We start from the raw sequence: 16776 nt of genomic DNA on the forward strand, positions 1-16776 counted from the left end.
TGACGGGCTCCGGGTATCGCCCCTGCCTCCCGTGCGCGGGCGCACCCATGTGCCGGTGAGTCATGCCCCGGAGCGGGCTTGCCTCCCACAGGACCTGAGAAGGACATCACGAGATGACCTCTGCCATGCCCGCTTCACGGGCCGAACGTGCCGCCATGGACGCGAGGGCAACCGCGTGGGCCCTGGCCGCACGCGGCGGTGACCCCGACGCGGCCGAGCAGTTCGTCCGCGTTCTCTACGGTGACGTACTGCGTTTCGTGGCTCACCTCAGCGGCGATCCCCAGGCCGCGCACGACCTGACCCAGGACACCTTCGCGCGGGCGTTCGGCAGCCTGCACCGCTTTGAGGGCCGGGCCACGGCCCGTACCTGGCTGCTGTCGATCGCGCGCCGCGCGGTCGCCGACAGTCTGCGCCGTGCCGCGGTCCGTCCCAGGATCGCGGATGCCGCGGACTGGCGGACGGCGGTGGAGGGCAGCCGGTCCGTGGGCCTGCCGGCCTTCGACGACGGCATCGTCCTGCTCGACCTCCTGGAAACCCTGCCCGACGAGCGCCGCGAGGCTTTCGTGCTGACTCAGCTGGTCGGGTTGTCGTACGAGGAGGCGGCGGGCTTCGTCGGCTGTCCGGTCGGTACGGTCCGCTCGCGGGTCTTCCGCGCCCGCGTGGCTCTCGAAGGGCTTCTGCGGGATGCCGAGGCCACGAGCGCCCTGGGCTCCGGCGTCCCATGGCACGCCCGCACCACCAGGTCTGCCATGGCCACGGCTGCCGGGTAGGCAGGACGCGTTGTGCGCATGCCGTGCCGACGCCCCCGGGAGCGGTACACCCGGGAGCCGTGGCTTCTTGCAGCCCGGGACGTGGCGGGCCGGACCCGGGGCCTTCCGGGCTCGATGCGGCGCACGCGGATAGCGCTCCCGGCGCCCGGCGCCGCCGGATCAGCGGACGGAGGCGGGTTTCCACCAACGGGACCCTGCCGACCGGGCGTACGGGCATCATGACCATATGCCCCAAACCGAAGGAACCGGGAGCCCGCGGGACCCCGAAGGCAGCGCCTTGTCCGCCGACGAGCCTGCCACTGTGCCGACGCAGGCGTCAGGGGCTGCTGACGGCCCGGCCGGTGCTGCGACGAATGAGTCCACGCCCGTTGCCGGAACGGCTGGAGCGGCGCCGACGCCGACGCCTCGGCGCGACGAGGCCGGGGCCGCCCCGGACGCGGATGCCGACTCCGGTCCGTACCGCGTCACCGTGCTGGATCTGGGACGGTTCACGGTCGCCGCGGTCACCGTGATCGCGGCGCTGGTCGGCCTGGTGCTCGGGATCCGGGCCGAACAACGGGCCGGGGCCGACGAGCGGCGGACCGACGCCACGGAGCAGCGCGAGAAGGAATCGCGGGAGAAGTCGTACGCCGACCTCGTCGACTTCTACCGGACCGACTCGGGGGTGATCGTGGTGAACGGAAGTTCCCGCGTCATGGACATGCGGCTCACTCTCCCGGCGAGCAGGCTGACATGGGACCTGGACCTCCAACGACCGTGCAAGCAGGTCGACATCCCGAACCGGGAACTGCTGGACTCCATGGCCGGGAAACAGCCGTCGGTACGCCTGACAGAAGCAGACCTCGCCCAGCTTCGCCTGGAGTTCAAAGACCCGGCCGGCCGGGTCTGGATCCGCAGCAGCGGCGGGCCGCTGGCGCGCCTGGACACGTGGAGGCCGTCAAGGCTGCCGAACAGAGCCGACATCGTGAACTCCGAGAAATGGAACGCTCGAGCAGAGGATGCGCCCCAGTGCGGTGCATCCTGACGACTGCAGGACTCACCCGCGCGCGCCGGGACCGGACTCCGGCGGTGCCGTGCTGACCTGGATACTTACCGGCATGCGCGTCGACTTCGATCCCGAGAACATGCCCGCCCACGACTTCTACCGGTTGCTCACCTCGGTGGTGGTACCCCGGCCGATCGCGTGGGTCTCGACCCTCACGGCGGACGGGGAGACGGCCAACCTGGCACCGCACTCCTTCTTCACCGTCTCCTGCGTCGATCCGCCCATCGTCCAGTTCACGTCGGTCGGCAGGAAGGACTCGCTGCGCAACGTGGAGGAGACCGGGGAGTTCGTCGTCAACCTGGCGCCCGAGCAGCTCTTCGCCGAGATCAACGCGACGGCGACCGACTTCCCCCGTCACGAGGGCGAGTTCGACGCGGTCGGCATCGCCCGCGAGCCCTCGCTGCGCGTGCGGCCGCCGCGCGTGGCCGGCTCCCCGGCCGCGCTGGAGTGCACCCTGCACTCGACGCTGCGGCTGGGGGACTCCACGGTGGTGTTCGGCCGGGTCGTGCACGCCGTGGTCAGCGAGGAGGCGCTGGTGGAGGGCCGGCCGGACATCCGCATGCTGCGCCCCCTGGCACGGCTGGGCGGCAACGAGTGGAGCACCGTCGGCGAGGTGAGCGAGCTGGCCCGCCAGCGATACCAGGACGAGCCGCGCGCCTGACCCGCCGACGCGCGCCTTCCGCGACCGGCTGGCGGGCCGAGCCGGCCGGGACGACGGGGGCCCGAGGTCAGGCCGACCGCTCGCCGGTTCCGTCCGCGCCGGCCGTCTCCCGGTTCTCGGTCGCGGCACGGCCGTGCGGCAGCGGTCCGCCCTGCGACGGGCGGCGTACGACGAGCCGGCTCACCTCGTACGACATCGTGGTGATCCGCGGTCCGGGCGCGGGGTGCCAGCGCCCCGCGCACACGGACAGGTTGACGATGAGATAGGCGTGCCAGGAGCGCCCCGTGCCCCGGTGGTCGGCGTACACCCGCTCGCCGTTCACCCACCAGACGACCGACCCGGCGCCGAACTCGGTGCGCAGGTCGATCCAGGCGCCGGGCGACACGTCCTGGCGGTGCACGTAACGCCCGCCGCCGCGCACATGGTTGCTGAACTCCAGCAGGTCGGGGTTGTCGGGGTGGTACTCGAAGACGTCGATCTCCTGGCCGCCGTCCCGCCAGGTCCAGATCGCGGGCCAGGCACCGGTCTCCCGGGGCAGCCTCACACGCGTCTCCAGGATGTCTCCCGCCCGGAGCATGAACCCCTCGTCGCTGCCCTCCGTGGTCAGCAGTCCGGTGTTCCACAGGCCGTCGGGACGGCGGGTGGCGCGGAAGACACCCGCGCGGCTGTAGTCGGGGTCGGCGACGAGGTGGTCCAGTTTGTCGTCGTCCCGGTTCTCCGGGCCGCCGTCGGGGTACGCCCACGACCGGCCCGCGACCCACTGCCGCCGGGAGGAGAAGTCGGCCGCGAACACCACATCGGGGCCGGACGGAATGCGCGGGGGCGGGACCGGGCCGCCCGCAGTCGGTTCGTGCATGTCCCATGTCTGACCGCCTCACGGCGAGCCATGCGCACAGAGCGTGACATCGCCACCGGAATGACCCGTCCGGGTGAACGGATGCCACCTTCAGCGCTGTTACCTACGGTCACCGCAAGGCCTCCAAGGCTTCGGCATCAGCACCAGGAGACCAACAGGCGTCCCGGCCTCCAGCACCAAGCCCGCGCCCCGCCCAGCCCCGCTCCCCCGCTCAGCCCCCGTCCCCCTCCGCGTCCTGGACCAGGACGAGCGGGACGCCGTGGCAGGGCACCAGGCGCAGGCCGTCGTGCCCGGCCGGTACGGCCTCCGCGAGGAGCCGGCCGAAGTCGGGGCCCTTGACCAGCGAACCGGCCAGGCGGGCGGGGTCGGTGGAGGCGGCGACCCGCCCGCGGGCGTTGACCAGGTAGGCGGGCCGGGGCAGCCGTCGCAGCAGGGGCAGCGCGGCCGCTTCGAAGTGGCGCAGATACACGTCCGCGGCGGCCACGCCGGCGAACCGTCCGTCCATGCGGACGGGCGCGGACAGCGTGAGGCTGTACTCGTCGGAGCAGAGGTAGTCGACGTAGGGGCCGGCCACCGCGCGGCGCCCGGTGTCTCGGGGCAGCGCGAACCAGTCCCAGTGCGTGTAGTCGGAGTACGCCGACTGCCCGGGGTCGAGGTCGAGCAGCAGCGGCCGTACGACGCCGTCGGCGCCCGACTGCCACCACTCCAGCCAGGCGGGGACGTCCGCGAGCAGGCCGGGGGCGGCCACGAAGCCGACGCCGGAGACGAGTTCCTGGCGGGTCAGGCGCAGGTGGAGTCCGGGGCGCAGGGCCGCGAGGTCCGCGCTCGTGGGGCGCCGGCCGTCGGCGGTGACCCGGGCGAGCAGGGCCGCCGTGTCGGCGCGGGTGGCGGCGACGGTCTCGAACACGGCCTCCAGCGCGCCGCCCACCCGCGCGGCCACCCATGTCCCGGTGTCCGTGTCGAGCGTCGCGGCCGCGGAGCGGTCCGGCCCGGTGCTCCAGGCCATGGGGTCCTCCAGCGGACGGGAACCGGACGCGGCGCGGTCAGAGGGTGAGGCGTACGGCGACGAGTCGTGCCGTGGACTCCCGGACGCACCGCTCGGCCAGCGTGCCGGCCGTTTCGTGGGCCCCATCTTGCACGGCCGAGATCACGGCGCGGTGACGGTCCGACACTTCTTCACGATATTCGTCCGCGGCCATGACGAGGCAGAGCAGGGCGCCGACCTCGCTCTGCAGCGCGACCTGTTCGCGGGTGAGGCGGGCGGACTGGGCGGCGGCGGCGAGTTCGACGTGGAAGCGGCCGTACAGGCGGCTGCGGGTGGCCGGCTCCCCGGCGTGCGTCAGCTCGTCGGCGGTACGGCGGAGCGGGCGCAGGTCGGCGGGTTCGGTGCGCTGGGCGGAGAGGCGGGCGGCGGCGCCGGACAGGGCGGCCCAGTGGTCGCCGAGGTCGCGCAGTTCCTCGGTGCTCCAGCCGGACAGGCGCATCCGGAGGCGGTCGTCGGCGGGGTCCTCGGGGAGGGTGACGAAGCTGCCGCCGCCGCGGCCCCGGCGGGTGGTGAGAAGCCCCTGCTGGCGCAGGGCCATGAGGGCCTCGCGCAGGGTCACGGTGGAGACGCCGAGCTGCGCGGACAATTCGCTCTCGCCGGGCAGTTGCTCACCGTCGGCGAGGAGGCCCAGTTCGATGGCGTCGCCGATGCGCCGGACGACCGCGTCCACGCGCGCGCGGTTCTCCACCGGGCTGAAGACGGCCCTGCGGGCCCCGCCGTCCACCTCGTGCTGTCTCACGCCACCACCTCGTACGTTGACTCAAGCTTTACCCTAAGGGGATCTTGAGGTTTGAACTATGAGTTCATATGTTTACGCGCAACGTTGAACGCGCCAGAAAGGTTCCCGCATGGAGGGAATAGCGATCCGGCTGCAGGATGTGCGGAAGTCCTTCGGTGAGACGACCGCCGTGGCCGGAGTCGACCTGGAGATCCGGGACGGGGAGTTCTTCTCCATGCTCGGTCCGTCCGGATCCGGCAAGACCACGGTCCTGCGGCTCATCGCCGGGTTCGAGAGCCCGACCGGGGGCAGGATCGAGCTCGCCGGACAGGAGGTCACGGGGCTCGCCCCGTTCGAGAGGGACGTGCACACCGTCTTCCAGGACTACGCCCTGTTCCCGCACATGACGCTCGAACAGAACGTGGCCTACGGTCTGAAGGTCCGCAAGGTGCCGAAGGCCGAACGTCTCGCCCGCGCCCGCAAGGCACTCGCCGAGGTACGACTGGAGGGGTACGGGGGGCGCCGGCCCGCCCAGCTCTCCGGCGGCCAGCGCCAGCGCGTCGCGCTCGCCCGCGCCCTCGTCGGCCGCCCGCGTGTACTGCTGCTCGACGAGCCGCTGGGCGCCCTCGACCTGAAGCTGCGCGAGCAGATGCAGGTCGAACTCAAGGCGATCCAGCGGGAGGTGGGCATCACCTTCGTGTTCGTGACGCACGACCAGGAGGAGGCCCTGACGATGAGCGACCGCATCGCCGTCTTCGACCAGGGCCGGATCGCCCAGGTCGGCACCCCGGCCGAGATCTACGAGCGCCCCGCGACCGCCTTCGTCGCGTCCTTCGTCGGCACCTCGAACCTGCTCGACGGGGAGGCGGCCGAGCGGATCGTGGGCACGGCGGGCACGTACAACATCCGCCCGGAGAAGATCCGTGTCCTCGACGACTCCGCCGCGGCCGACGAGCCGGAGCACGACTCCGTCACGGGCACGGTCGCCGAGGCGGTCTACCTCGGCGACGCCACCCGTCTCCTCGTCGATCTCGACGGCGGCGGCAGGCTGACCGCGCTCCAGCAGAACCTGGAGACCTCCTCCGAGGACGTGGCCGCCTACCGCGGCACCCGGGTCCGTCTGCGGTGGCACCGGCGGCACGCCGTCCGCATCCCCTCCTGACCCGCCGCTCCCCCGTCGTCCCCGCAGTCCCCGCAGTCCCCGCAGTCCCCGCAGTCCCCGGCGACTCCGGTCGCCGGCAACACCCTTGGTTCCCCGCACCACCCGCTCCGCGCAAGGCTCCCTCACCCTCTGGAGAACGTCGTGCGTCTCACCCCGATCCTGCGGGCCGCGGCCGGCTGTGCCGTCCTGCTGCTCGCCACCGCCTGTGGCTCCTCCGGCTCCGGCGGCTCCTCCGCCACCGGCCTCAACCCGCCCGACCTCAAGGCCCCGACGAAACTCGGGAAGACAGAAGGCCAGGTCAACCTGATCGCCTGGGCCGGTTACGTCGAGGACGGCTCCAACGACCCCAAGGTCGACTGGGTCAGCGACTTCGAGAAGCAGACCGGCTGCCAGGTCCACTCCAAGGTCGCCGCCAGCTCCGACGAGATGGTCAAGCTGATGAAGACCGGCGAGTACGACGCCGTCTCCGCCTCCGGCGACGCCTCCCTGCGCCTGATCGCCTCCGGCGACGCGGCACCGGTCAACACCGCCCTCGTCCCCAACTACAAGGACATCTACAGCGGGTTGAAGAACGGCCCCTGGAACTCGGTGCGCGGGAAGATGTACGGCATCCCGCACGGCCGGGGCGCCAACCTGCTGATGTACAACACGCGGAAGGTCACGCCGGCCCCGGACTCGTGGTCGGCCGTCTTCGGCGGCGCGGCCGCGCACAAGGGACACGTCACCGCGTACGACTCCCCGATCTACATCGCCGACGCTGCCCTGTATCTGAAGTCCGCCCGGCCGGAGTTGAAGATCAAGGACCCCTACGCGCTGGACCAGAAGCAGTTCGACGCCGCCGTGGACCTGCTGAAGAAGCAGAACGCGGACATCGGCGAGTACTGGGGCGACTACCTCAAGGAGGTCTCGGCCTTCAAGAGCGGCGACTCGGTCGTCGGCACCACCTGGCAGGTCATCGCCAACCTCGCCGCCTCCGAGGGCGCGCCGGTCAAGGCGTTCGTGCCCAAGGAGGGCTCGACCGGCTGGTCGGACACCTGGATGGTCGCCGCGAAGGCCAAGCACCCCGACTGCGCCTACAAGTGGCTCGACTGGATCGTCTCCCCGAAGGTCAACGCCCAGGTGGCCGAGTACTTCGGCGAGGCCCCGGCCAACTCCAAGGCCTGCGCCGAGACCAGTGACAAGAACTTCTGCACGGTCTACCACGCGGCCGACGAGAGCTACTGGAAGAGGATCGCCTTCTGGAACACGCCCATCGAGCAATGCCTCGACGGCCGCAAGGACGTCCGGTGCGTGCCCTACGCCAAGTGGGTGCAGGCCTGGACCGAGATCAAGGGCTGAGGCGTGACGACCGATGTGACGCCCGCCGCCGGACGGGGAACCGTCCGGCGGCTCGCCGGAACCCTGCACCGCAGGCCACGGCTCCGGCTGACCCTGCTCCTGACGGCCCCGCTGCTGTGGCTCGCCGTGCTCTACCTCGGCTCGCTCGCGGCACTGTTCGTCTCCGCGTTCTGGACGACGGACTCCTTCACCTCCCAGGTGGTGAAGGTCTGGTCGACGGACAACTTCCACGAGCTGTTCACCACGCCGGTGTACCGCCAGGTCGTGCTGCGCAGCGTCGGCGTGGCCCTCGCGGTCACCGCGCTGTGCGCCCTGATCGCGTTCCCGGTCGCGTTCTTCACCGCGCGGGTGGCGAGGCCGAGGTGGCGGCCGCTGCTCGTGGTGGCCATCCTGACGCCGCTGTGGGCGAGTTACCTGGTCAAGGTGTACGCGTGGCGGCTGATCCTCTCCCAGGGCGGACTGGCCGACTGGATGCTCGCGCCCTTCGGGCTGAACGGCCCCGGCTTCGGCCTGCCGGCCACCGTGCTCACCCTGACGTACCTGTGGCTGCCGTACATGATCCTGCCGGTCCACACGGCGCTCGAACAGCTGCCGGACAGCCTGCTGGACGCCTCCGCGGACCTCGGCGCGCGGGCGGGCCGCACCTTCCGGTCGGTGGTGCTGCCCATGGTGCTGCCGTCCGTCGCGGCCGGTTCCGTGTTCACCTTCTCGCTCAGCCTCGGCGACTACATCACCGTGCAGATCGTCGGCGGCAAGACGCAGCTGATCGGCAACCTCGTGTACTCCAACATCGAACTCAACCTGCCCATGGCGGCCGCGCTGGGCACCGTGCCCGTGGCCGTGATCGTCCTGTACCTGCTGGCGATCCGCCGTACGGGCGCCCTGAACAGCCTGTAGGAGAGCGCCATGCATCTCAGCCGCACCGCGCGCATCGCGTTGCGCGTCGGCGCCGGACTCGGCTTCGCCGTGATCTACGTGCCGCTGCTGCTCGTCCTCGTCAACTCCCTCAACCCCGACCGCAGCGCGAGCTGGCCACCGCGCGGACTGACCACGCGCTGGTGGACGGTGGCCGCCCACAGCACCGGCGCGCGCGACGCCCTGTGGGTGTCGGTGAAGGCCGGCCTCGGCGCCACGGCCGTCGCGCTGGTGCTCGGCACGCTGATCGCGTTCGCCGTCGCCCGGTACCGCTTCTTCGGGCGCGGCACGGTCTCGTTCATCGTGGTCCTGCCGATCGCGCTCCCCGGCATCGTCACGGGCATCGCCCTCAACTCCGCTTTCAGCACGGTGCTCGCGCCGCTGGGTGTGGGGCTCGGGCTGTTCACCGTGATCGTCGGACACGCCACCTTCTGCATCGTCGTGGTCTTCAACAACGTGGTGGCCCGGCTGCGGCGCACGTCCGCGTCGTACGAGGAGGCCGCGATGGACCTCGGCGCGACCCCCTTCCGCACCTTCCTCGACGTCACCTTCCCGCTGGTCCGCTCCGCGCTGCTGGCGGGCGGGCTGCTCGCCTTCGCGCTGTCCTTCGACGAGATCGTCGTGACGACCTTCACCGCGGGCCCCGGCATCGAGACGCTGCCCATCTGGATCTTCGGCAACATGACCCGCCCGCAGCAGGCGCCGGTGGTGAACGTCGTCGCCGCCGTCCTCGTCCTGCTGTCGGTCCTGCCGATCTACGCGGCCCAGCGGCTCTCTGGAGACACGGCGACGTCGAGCAGGGTGTGAGGGCCTCCCCGCGGCGCCGGCGACGCGCGCGGGGAGATCGGCCCGGCGGCGGGATGGCGAGGGCTTTCGTAGGCTGAGGGTGCCCGGAGCTTCTCCGGGAGGTGTGCCCGCAGGCGGGAGACAGTCGTGATCGAACTGGCCGCGGCGTTCGCCGTCGCGGGAGCGGCGAGCAATGCGGTGGGAACGGCGTTCCAGCGCAAGGCCGCCTCCGTGAGCCGGCACAGCGGTGTCCGGCTGCTGGCGGAGCTCGTACGGCAGCCGGCGTGGCTGTTCGGCATGGCCGGGGTCATCGGCGCGGCGGTGTTCCAGAGCCTGGCCCTGGTCAACGGGCCGCTGGCGCTGGTCCAGCCGCTGTTCATCCTGGAACTTCCCTTCGCGCTGCTCGCCATGGGCCGGATCATGCACCGGCATCTACCGGCGTACGGCTGGGCGGGCGTCGGCGCGGTGGTGGCGGGGCTGGCCGTGCTGCTGGTCTCGGCGGCACCGCACGGGGCCACCGACCAGGCCGCGCTGGTCCGCTGGATCCCCGCCGTGATCATCTGTGTGGGCGCGATCGCGGCGGCCGTGTTCCTCGCCGGGAGACGGCACTCCCCCGCCCGGCGCGCCGGGCTGCTGGCCGCGGGCTCGGCGATCGCCAACGCCCTGACGGCCGCGCTGCTGAAGTCGGCCACGGGCACCTTCGCCGACCACGGATTCCCCGCGTTCCTGAGCGCCTGGCAGACCTACGGCTTCGCGATCGCCGGAGGGGCGGCCGTGCTCCTGCTGGAGAACGCCCTCCAGGCCGGTCCCCTGGCAGCGGCCCAGCCCGCGCTGACCATCGGCGACGCGGTGGTCAGCCTGATCCTCGGCGTCACCCTGTTCGGGGAGACCATCCGCACGGGCTGGTGGCTGGTGCCGGAGGCGTGCGGGGCCGTCGTGATCGTCGTGGGCGTGCTGATCCTCAGCCGGGCGGTGCAGAACCTGATCGAGCGGCCGCCGCGCGGGACCGCCTCGAAGGCGCGGGCGGCGAGCCCCGACCAGGGTCGGTGATCTCCGCGGCGGCGGTGACCGCGTCCCCCGAACGGCCGCTTCCGCCGCCCGCGGATCCCGGGCGCGCGCACCACGGTCGTGGCGCGTGCGGCATCGCCCCGGACCCGGGGCACCACGACCCCCTGCGGACGCGTCACCCCCTGTCGCGCGCTCACCGCACCCGGCGGCGAGCACGGCACACCCGGCCGGGTGCGGATCGCACGCCGCCCGCCCCGGGCAGGCCGGGGCGGGCGGTGTGGGCGGTGTGGGTACGGTCCCTTGCCCGCCGTCCCTGGCCGGCGGGGCCGCCGCGCCGGGCGGGCGGTCCCCGGCGGTGGGAGGAACGGCGGAGCCGGTGGGGGGTGACGGCGGGCGAGGGAGGCCGGTCAGCGCACCTTGTTCAGCTTGTCCAGCGCCTTCGCGAGTCCGGCGGCCCACAGCTGCTCCACACGGGAACGCTCGCTCGCATCGGGGTAGCGGTTGGTGCAGGAGGTGCCGGGGCCGCCGCCCGACATGAGCTCGCTGCACGGCCCGCTGTAGTGGTCGGGCAGCCCGAGCACGTGTCCGGTCTCGTGCGCGGTGACGCGGACGGAGTCGTACTGCTGGTTCTGCGCGTAGTCGAGGAAGATGTAGCCACTGCCGTGGCCGTCGGTGGAGGCGTACGAGCCCTGCGGGTCGTTGCCCTCGTAGTAGGTGAAGTCGCCGCTGCCCGAGGTCGCCTGGAGCTTCACGTTGGACACGGAGCCGTTCCAGACCGACGCAGCGCTCGCTATCTGCGAGCTGAAGCTGGGCGCCTGGGAGGCGTTGTAGTAGACGGTGACCGACTTGATGCCCGGGTGGGCGGCCTGCTTCTTCGCGACCGAGTCGAGCACGGCCTCGAAGAACGCCTTGTTGTCCGCGGCCTGCCCGGCCGAGGGGGTGTAGTGGGAGTGGGGGGCGGCGGCTGCCGTGGGGGAGGGAGCCGCGGAGACGGCACCGGCCGGAACGGCGGTGCCCAGCGTCGCACAGGCCAGGCCGAGGCCCAGCGCGGTCAGCCTTCTGGTGGTCCTCGCGGACGTGGTGGTCGTACGGGACGACGACATGTGGGGGGAACTCCTTCTCGTTCGTGTGGGGTGGTGAACGATCGGTTGCCCACGAGTCTCGGCCACCTCAACGGCATCCGGATGATGGCAACTTGGGATAGCGCCGGGCTATCACGGGCGACTCGGGCGGTTCCGTCGGGGTTTGATCGTCTGGCGCCGCACCGGTCACCGCCCTACGCTCCCCGGCATGGAGCTAGAGGTGAGGCACTTCCGCGTCCTCTGCGCCATCGCCGACGCCGGCAGCCTGCACCAGGCCGCACGTGAACTCGGCCTGGCACAGCCGTCGTTGAGCACCCAGTTGCGCCGCATCGAGGAGGAGCTGGGCGGACTGCTCTTCACCCGCGGCCGCACCGGCTGCAGGCCCACTCCGCTCGGGCGGCTGGTGCTCGGCAGAGCCCGGCCCCTCGTCACCGAACTCGCCGCGCTCGTCACCGAGACGAGAGCGGCGGCCGCCCGCGCCACGGGTGGGCCCCGGCCCCGAATCGGCGCCACCGCCAGCCGCGCCCTGCCGGGCTGGCTGCGCCGGCTGCGCTCGCGGACGTCACCGCTCGCGCCGGCGCTCCAGATGGACGCCTCGGCCAACGCCCTGCTGCGCATGGTCGCCGAGGGGCGGCTCGACCTGGCCTTCGTGCACGAGGTCGAGGGCAGTCCGCTCCGCATCCCGGAGGGGCTGCGGCTGCGCGTCCTGATGGAGCGGGAGCCGCAGTTCGTCTCCCTCGCCGCCGACCATCCGGCCGCCGGCCGTCCCGAGGTACGGCTCACCGATCTCGCCGCAGACCGCTGGATGGTCGACTCGACCGTCGACGGCGAATGGGACGGTCTGTGCCGTGTGCTGCGCGAGGCCGGGCTGGAGCCGCAGATGCTGCACGGCGACTATCTGACCGCCTACGCGCTGGCGGCGATCGGCGAGGTGGTCACGGTGAGCCAGCCCACCGCGCACCCGCGCTCCGACCTCGCCATCCGCCCCCTGCACGGCGACCCGATCGGCGTACGGCTGCTGCTCGCGGCGCGCACCGAGGCCCAGTTGGACAACGGCTTCTCCGAACTGGAGGAGGCCTACTGGGAGGCGGCCCGCCAGGCACCGGCGTACCGGGAGTGGCTGGAACGCACGGACCGCGCGACGCGCCCTCCGCGCATAGCACGGGCCTAGGGGGCTCCACTCCGTCAGGCGGCGACCGTGGCCGGTCCGGGGCGCAAGGAGGCCGCGGCGGCGCGGCCGGCGTGGTCCAGGTCGGCCAGCAGGCGTTCGACGTCGGTCATGAGCGAGCCGTAGACGTGCCAGGCTCCGGGCTCGGGCAGATCGCCGCGGGCGATCAGGTCGGTCATCGCCTGGTGCCAGAGGGCTGCCTCGCCGATCCCCCGGCGCAGCCGGTCCCGGGCGGCGTCGGGCCGGCCGGGGTCTTCGCCCGCTGCGGGGTCGCCGCCCGCGACGGGTGCGGCGCACACCCCGGGTGCGGCGCACACTCCCGGTACGGCGAGCGCCGGGAACGCGGCGTAGGCGGTGACCGCCTGCCCGGCCGCCTCGAGGGTCTCCGCGTACCGCTCCAGGAAGAGTCTGCCGAGGCGGTGGCCGGTGTGGCGGTCGTCGACGTTGTCGGCCAGCGTCCGGGCGATGCCGCGGACCTGGAAGGACACACGATGCAGGGTGTGGAGGGCCTCGCGGTGGGCGTGCGGTTCACGCGGCCGCCTCTTTCCGTGCACGGCGCACCGCGTGTTCCAGCGCAGGCTCTCCTGCCCCCGGTCCACGTCCTCGTGCGCCCGCGCGACGAGGTCTTCCAGGTGCCTGCCCTGGTCCAGCCAGGCGTGCGCGCGGTCGGTGTGCCGCCGTTCACGCAGCCCGCGGCCCATGTCGTCGAGCAACGCCCCCATGGAGGCGGCAAGTTCGCGCACCGAGGCGTCGGAGTCGGCCAGGTGCAGGGGCGGCAGGACGAGCGCGTTCACCACGATGCCCACCGCCGCTCCGGCCAGTGTCGCCAGGACCACCGCGACCACGTGGCCCACCGGGGCGGCCGCGGCCACGGCCAGGGCGAGGACGGCCGTCGAGACCACCTGGAGCCTGCCGTCGGCGCCGCGGCGGCCGCCGGCGCCGGCGAACAGGGCGATCGCCAGGACCGCCGCGACGCTCCCGGCGGTCGTACCGAGCAGCCACACGACCGCCGCGGCCAGCGCGAGCCCCGCCGCACGGGTGCCCACGCTGCGGACGGCCTGGATCACCGACCGGTGGACCGTCGGGGCACCGGCCATGAGCAGGGCCGTGGCCACGGCGGAGTACTCCTGCCCGCCGGGCAGCCACCACGAGGCGATCTCCCAGGCCAGGAGCGCGGCGATCAGCCCTTTGGCGCCCTGGACCAGCACGGCGGGCAGCCGCGCACGGTACGGCGCCCGCGCGGCTCGCGGCGGACGGCCGGTGACGAATCGCAGGAGGGAGAGAGCGGAGCGTGTCGCGTCGTTCATGCCACTGGCCTCGTGCACGCCGGAGCCGGAGCCGATGTTCTCGCACGCGGCGGCACCGCCGCGCGAAGGCGCCCGGTCCGCCGCGGCACCGGAAAGACGCCGGGCGCGGTGCGGGAGAGCGTGCGGGTGGGGGTGGACGCGAGGGCGCGGGCGCGGGTCACGTCGCTCCGTGGAGCAACCGTGACAGCGCGGCGTCCAGGCGGAGTTCGCGGCCCTCCGCTCCGGCGGGCACCAGCAGATACGTGCGCTCCAGCCATTCGGCCACGGCCGGGAGCGAGGCTCTGAGACGGGCGTGCCCGTGCGGCGACGACAGGGTCAGATACAGGACGGCCGCGGATCCGCTCCCCTGCGGCCGGACCCGGACGTCCCCCTCGCCGACGGCTTCCCGCATCCCCCGTGCCAGCAGTTCGCGGGCGAACACCCACCGGACGGGGGGTCGGACGCCGGTGTGGAAGGTGAGGTGCACGGCGAGCGGGTCGTGCCGCCGGTACGACAGACCGGCGCGCAGGGCGACCGGCTCCTCCGGCGCGAGCAGGAGCTCCATGGGCATTACGTGATCGATACGGTCGGCCATGGCTGGACTCTCCGATTCGGCATCGGCGGACGGGGAGCGGCGCCGGTTCCGGATCACGGATCCGCACGCGGGGCTCCGAAGCGGCCGCGGTGAGAGGGGCGGCGTCCCGTTCGGTGATCGCCGCTGTCCCCTGGACGATCAGGGACACCGCCCCGGCTGTGGAACACGGCGCCCCGCGCCGTGCCGTCTCTCTCTTTCCCCTAGGGGGCGTCTCTTCGATCTTCGTGGATCAGGCCGCGGCGTCCGGTGCGGTGCCTCGGCGTGCGGCCGGACCGCCCTCGTACTGGGCGTACGTGGGCGGTTCGGCCGTGCGGCGAGGTGCCGTGCCGGGCGTCGCGGACCCACGAAGATCGGGGAGACGCCCCCTAGCGGTCCTGGAGCGGCAGTCCGTGGGCGCGCGCCCACTGGACCTGGTCGAGAACCCATGCGGCACGCGGGTCGTCGGCGCTGCCGAGCCCGGCGCGGGACGCGTGCGCGGCGTGTCCGTCATGACCGCCGGCCACCCGGGCGGGGGCGCCGTGCGGACCACCGGCACGCCCCTCCGCCGAGGCGGCGCCGGCGACGGCGAGAAGTGCCGCCGCGGCGACGGTCACGGAGACGGCCGCGCCGACGGCGCGACGCACGATCATGGGCGTCATTGTCGATTCCTCCTTGCTCACCCCGTGGCCCACGCAGGACCACGGCGGTTCGCCCTCTTTCCGGGCAATGGAGACAGTACGCCCTTTTGGTTGAACGATGAACTATCCACCCTGTGAGGTCCGTCATGGCACGCGGAACCCGGCCTCGACCCTGCGGTCGGATGCCACGAACGGCCAGGTCAGGTCCCTGATCCGAAGGTCTGCGTCGTGTAGGCGCACTCCGTGTAGATGTAGCCCGGCCGGAGCTTCGCCGTGTCCGAGGCCGGGGTGGCGGTGCTGCCCCCGTGCGGTTTGTGCACGAAGTACGTGGTGCCGGCGGGCAGGCTCAGCGTGCGCTGCGGGTAGTTCCTGCCGCTGTCGTCGCACGGCTTGAAGCCGCGCACGAGCGTGCTCACCAGGGAGTACGACGTGCAGCGGCCGCACGCCTTCAGCGTGAAGCTGCCGGTGACCGGGCCGGTGTACAGGACGGTGACCTCGTCCGGGCTGTCGTTCTTCACGGTGACGGAGATGCTGCCGCCGGAGGCCGTGGTGGGCAGCTTCTTCCCGGCGGCCGGGATGGTCTGCGCCACCTCGGCGGCTATGGCGATCTTCTTGGCGCGGTCCCGCCTGGCACCGCCGCCGGTGTCGGCGACGAACTGCTCCATGGTCTTCTGGGCGCTGTCGAAGTCGCCGTCCCTGTACTGGTCGACGCCGCACGCGTACCCGCCCGCGTCGCCGCTGCGGCCGGCGCGCGCGGCGGCCTTCGTCAGACCGTCGGCGGACTGCCCCGCCGAGCCCGCCAGCCGGCCGATCTCCGTGTCGAGGCCGCGGAGTCGCTCCACGGCCGCGCAGGGGCTGCCGCCGTCGACCGCCTTCTCCGCCTTGCCCACGGCCGACTCGACGGCGGGCACGACCTTCGCCGCCGGCGCCGACCCGGGGAAGGTGTCCAGGAGGTCACCGAAGTGCGTGACCCAGTCCGCGCCGCCGCCGGCCAGGGCTGTCGAGCCGCACGCGTAGAGCGACTCCGCGAGCCGGCCGTCCGGCCAGCGGCTCAGCGGACCGAGCTGCCCAGCGGGCATGGTGCGCGGAACCGTGCGCAGATACGTCAGCGGCTCGATCGCCTCGCAGTAGGCGTGCCGGCCGTACGCCGCGCCGACGGTCGCGTAGTAGGTCCGCATACGGTCGGGCACCTTCCCCGCCGCACGCGATCCGGGGTGGTGCACCGCGAGGTCCCGGTACACGCCGAGGGCGGTCCGGTAGTCCGCCCGGGAGGCGGTGAAGGGCTGCCGGCCCGCCGCCGTCACCAGCTCGTCGGCGTGCCGGAGCCGGTCGAGGAGGGCCTGCTGCACGGCCTCCTCACGGGCGTCGTCGTACCAGAGCCCTCCGCCCACGGGCACGGCGAGCAGCAGCACGCCCAGGAGCAGCGCGAGCGGCGCCCGGCCGGGCCAGGTCAGACGGGTGCGCAGCCCGGCGAACGCGCCGTGGACGGCCGCGAGGACGAGGAAGAGGGCGTACACGGCGAGCGCGGACGCGGGGACGCCGTCGGCGTCCGCGGGCAGCGCCACGAAGAGCAGGACGGCGGTGGCCGCCCAGCACGCGGCCGCCGCTGCCCATCTGCGCAGGAGGGCGTAACCGAGGCCGAGCCCGGTCAGGTTGAGCAGGCCTGCCGCGACCGCCCGCAGCGCGTCCGGCGGAGCCGGCGGCGGTCCCGGAGGCATGGGCGG

17 protein-coding genes are annotated in these 16776 nt (G+C 72.9%); 9 read left to right on the forward strand and 8 right to left on the reverse strand.

From position 1 onward, the window contains the following. Nucleotides 1–155: 155 nt before the first annotated feature. The 3 genes from ACIPRD_RS11070 (at nucleotide 156) to ACIPRD_RS11080 (ending at nucleotide 2476) form a co-directional block, all read left to right on the forward strand. Nucleotides 156–770 (forward strand): sigma-70 family RNA polymerase sigma factor, encoded by a 615-nt coding sequence (locus tag ACIPRD_RS11070; RefSeq protein WP_401562209.1) that lies wholly within the window; start codon nucleotides 156–158, stop codon nucleotides 768–770. Nucleotides 771–1071: 301 nt separating this feature from the next. Further along, a complete protein-coding gene (locus ACIPRD_RS11075) occupies nucleotides 1072–1794 on the forward strand; it encodes a hypothetical protein (RefSeq protein ID WP_401562211.1) in 723 nt (240 codons plus the stop codon). A gap of 73 nt (nucleotides 1795–1867) precedes the next feature. Continuing rightward, nucleotides 1868–2476, forward strand: coding sequence for a flavin reductase family protein (locus ACIPRD_RS11080; RefSeq protein WP_401562213.1), 609 nt, complete (start codon nucleotides 1868–1870; stop codon nucleotides 2474–2476). A 67-nt stretch (nucleotides 2477–2543) separates the two neighbouring features. Here the strand turns inward: ACIPRD_RS11080 and ACIPRD_RS11085 are convergent, their stop codons facing one another. The 3 genes from ACIPRD_RS11085 to ACIPRD_RS11095 form a co-directional block, all read right to left on the reverse strand. Further along, the gene (locus ACIPRD_RS11085; protein ID WP_401562215.1) at nucleotides 2544–3332 is read right to left on the reverse strand and encodes a beta-glucanase; all 789 of its coding nucleotides are present in this window, start codon (nucleotides 3330–3332) and stop codon (nucleotides 2544–2546) included. A gap of 211 nt (nucleotides 3333–3543) precedes the next feature. Next, nucleotides 3544–4338 (reverse strand): cache domain-containing protein, encoded by a 795-nt coding sequence (locus tag ACIPRD_RS11090; RefSeq protein WP_401562216.1) that lies wholly within the window; start codon nucleotides 4336–4338, stop codon nucleotides 3544–3546. 37 nt (nucleotides 4339–4375) lie between these two features. Beyond that, the gene (locus ACIPRD_RS11095; protein WP_356402822.1) at nucleotides 4376–5116 is read right to left on the reverse strand and encodes a GntR family transcriptional regulator; all 741 of its coding nucleotides are present in this window, start codon (nucleotides 5114–5116) and stop codon (nucleotides 4376–4378) included. A gap of 109 nt (nucleotides 5117–5225) precedes the next feature. Between ACIPRD_RS11095 and ACIPRD_RS11100 the strand changes: the two genes are divergently transcribed. The 5 genes from ACIPRD_RS11100 to ACIPRD_RS11120 all read left to right on the forward strand — a co-directional run bounded on the left by ACIPRD_RS11100 (nucleotide 5226) and on the right by ACIPRD_RS11120 (nucleotide 10346). Next, nucleotides 5226–6257 (forward strand): ABC transporter ATP-binding protein, encoded by a 1032-nt coding sequence (locus ACIPRD_RS11100; protein WP_401562218.1) that lies wholly within the window; start codon nucleotides 5226–5228, stop codon nucleotides 6255–6257. A 141-nt stretch (nucleotides 6258–6398) separates the two neighbouring features. Further along, nucleotides 6399–7595 carry an ABC transporter substrate-binding protein gene (locus tag ACIPRD_RS11105; RefSeq protein WP_356402829.1) on the forward strand — a complete coding sequence of 399 codons (1197 nt, stop codon included), beginning with the start codon at nucleotides 6399–6401 and terminating at the stop codon, nucleotides 7593–7595. A 3-nt stretch (nucleotides 7596–7598) separates the two neighbouring features. Further along, the gene (locus ACIPRD_RS11110) at nucleotides 7599–8492 is read left to right on the forward strand and encodes an ABC transporter permease (RefSeq protein WP_356402832.1); all 894 of its coding nucleotides are present in this window, start codon (nucleotides 7599–7601) and stop codon (nucleotides 8490–8492) included. Between the two features lie 9 nt (nucleotides 8493–8501). Continuing rightward, nucleotides 8502–9317: an ABC transporter permease gene (locus tag ACIPRD_RS11115; RefSeq protein WP_356402836.1), complete on the forward strand. Its 816-nt coding sequence runs from the start codon at nucleotides 8502–8504 to the stop codon at nucleotides 9315–9317. Nucleotides 9318–9443: 126 nt separating this feature from the next. Beyond that, complete coding sequence (locus tag ACIPRD_RS11120) at nucleotides 9444–10346, forward strand: DMT family transporter (protein WP_356402839.1); 903 nt, start codon at nucleotides 9444–9446, stop codon at nucleotides 10344–10346. A 365-nt stretch (nucleotides 10347–10711) separates the two neighbouring features. Here ACIPRD_RS11120 and snpA read toward each other — a convergent pair whose 3' ends face one another. After that, entirely contained in the window at nucleotides 10712–11407 is a 696-nt protein-coding gene (gene snpA, locus ACIPRD_RS11125; protein ID WP_401562221.1) for a snapalysin, read from the reverse strand. Between the two features lie 187 nt (nucleotides 11408–11594). Here snpA and ACIPRD_RS11130 point away from each other — a divergent pair, with 187 nt between their 5' ends. Then, nucleotides 11595–12557, forward strand: coding sequence for a LysR substrate-binding domain-containing protein (locus ACIPRD_RS11130; RefSeq protein WP_401562223.1), 963 nt, complete (start codon nucleotides 11595–11597; stop codon nucleotides 12555–12557). A 14-nt stretch (nucleotides 12558–12571) separates the two neighbouring features. Here the strand turns inward: ACIPRD_RS11130 and ACIPRD_RS11135 are convergent, their stop codons facing one another. The 4 genes from ACIPRD_RS11135 to ACIPRD_RS11150 all read right to left on the reverse strand — a co-directional run bounded on the left by ACIPRD_RS11135 (nucleotide 12572) and on the right by ACIPRD_RS11150 (nucleotide 16770). Continuing rightward, a complete protein-coding gene (locus ACIPRD_RS11135) occupies nucleotides 12572–13861 on the reverse strand; it encodes a hypothetical protein (RefSeq protein WP_401562225.1) in 1290 nt (429 codons plus the stop codon). Nucleotides 13862–14018: 157 nt separating this feature from the next. Beyond that, on the reverse strand, nucleotides 14019–14411 hold the full coding sequence (locus ACIPRD_RS11140; RefSeq protein ID WP_356402851.1) for an SsgA family sporulation/cell division regulator: 393 nt from the start codon (nucleotides 14409–14411) through the stop codon (nucleotides 14019–14021). A 389-nt stretch (nucleotides 14412–14800) separates the two neighbouring features. After that, nucleotides 14801–15064: a hypothetical protein gene (locus ACIPRD_RS11145; RefSeq protein WP_401562227.1), complete on the reverse strand. Its 264-nt coding sequence runs from the start codon at nucleotides 15062–15064 to the stop codon at nucleotides 14801–14803. A 188-nt stretch (nucleotides 15065–15252) separates the two neighbouring features. Next, the gene (locus tag ACIPRD_RS11150; RefSeq protein ID WP_401562229.1) at nucleotides 15253–16770 is read right to left on the reverse strand and encodes a hypothetical protein; all 1518 of its coding nucleotides are present in this window, start codon (nucleotides 16768–16770) and stop codon (nucleotides 15253–15255) included. Between the last annotated feature and the right edge of the window lie 6 nt (nucleotides 16771–16776).

The organism is Streptomyces sp. NPDC090108, from assembly GCF_044747185.1.
Taxonomy (GTDB): domain Bacteria; phylum Actinomycetota; class Actinomycetes; order Streptomycetales; family Streptomycetaceae; genus Streptomyces.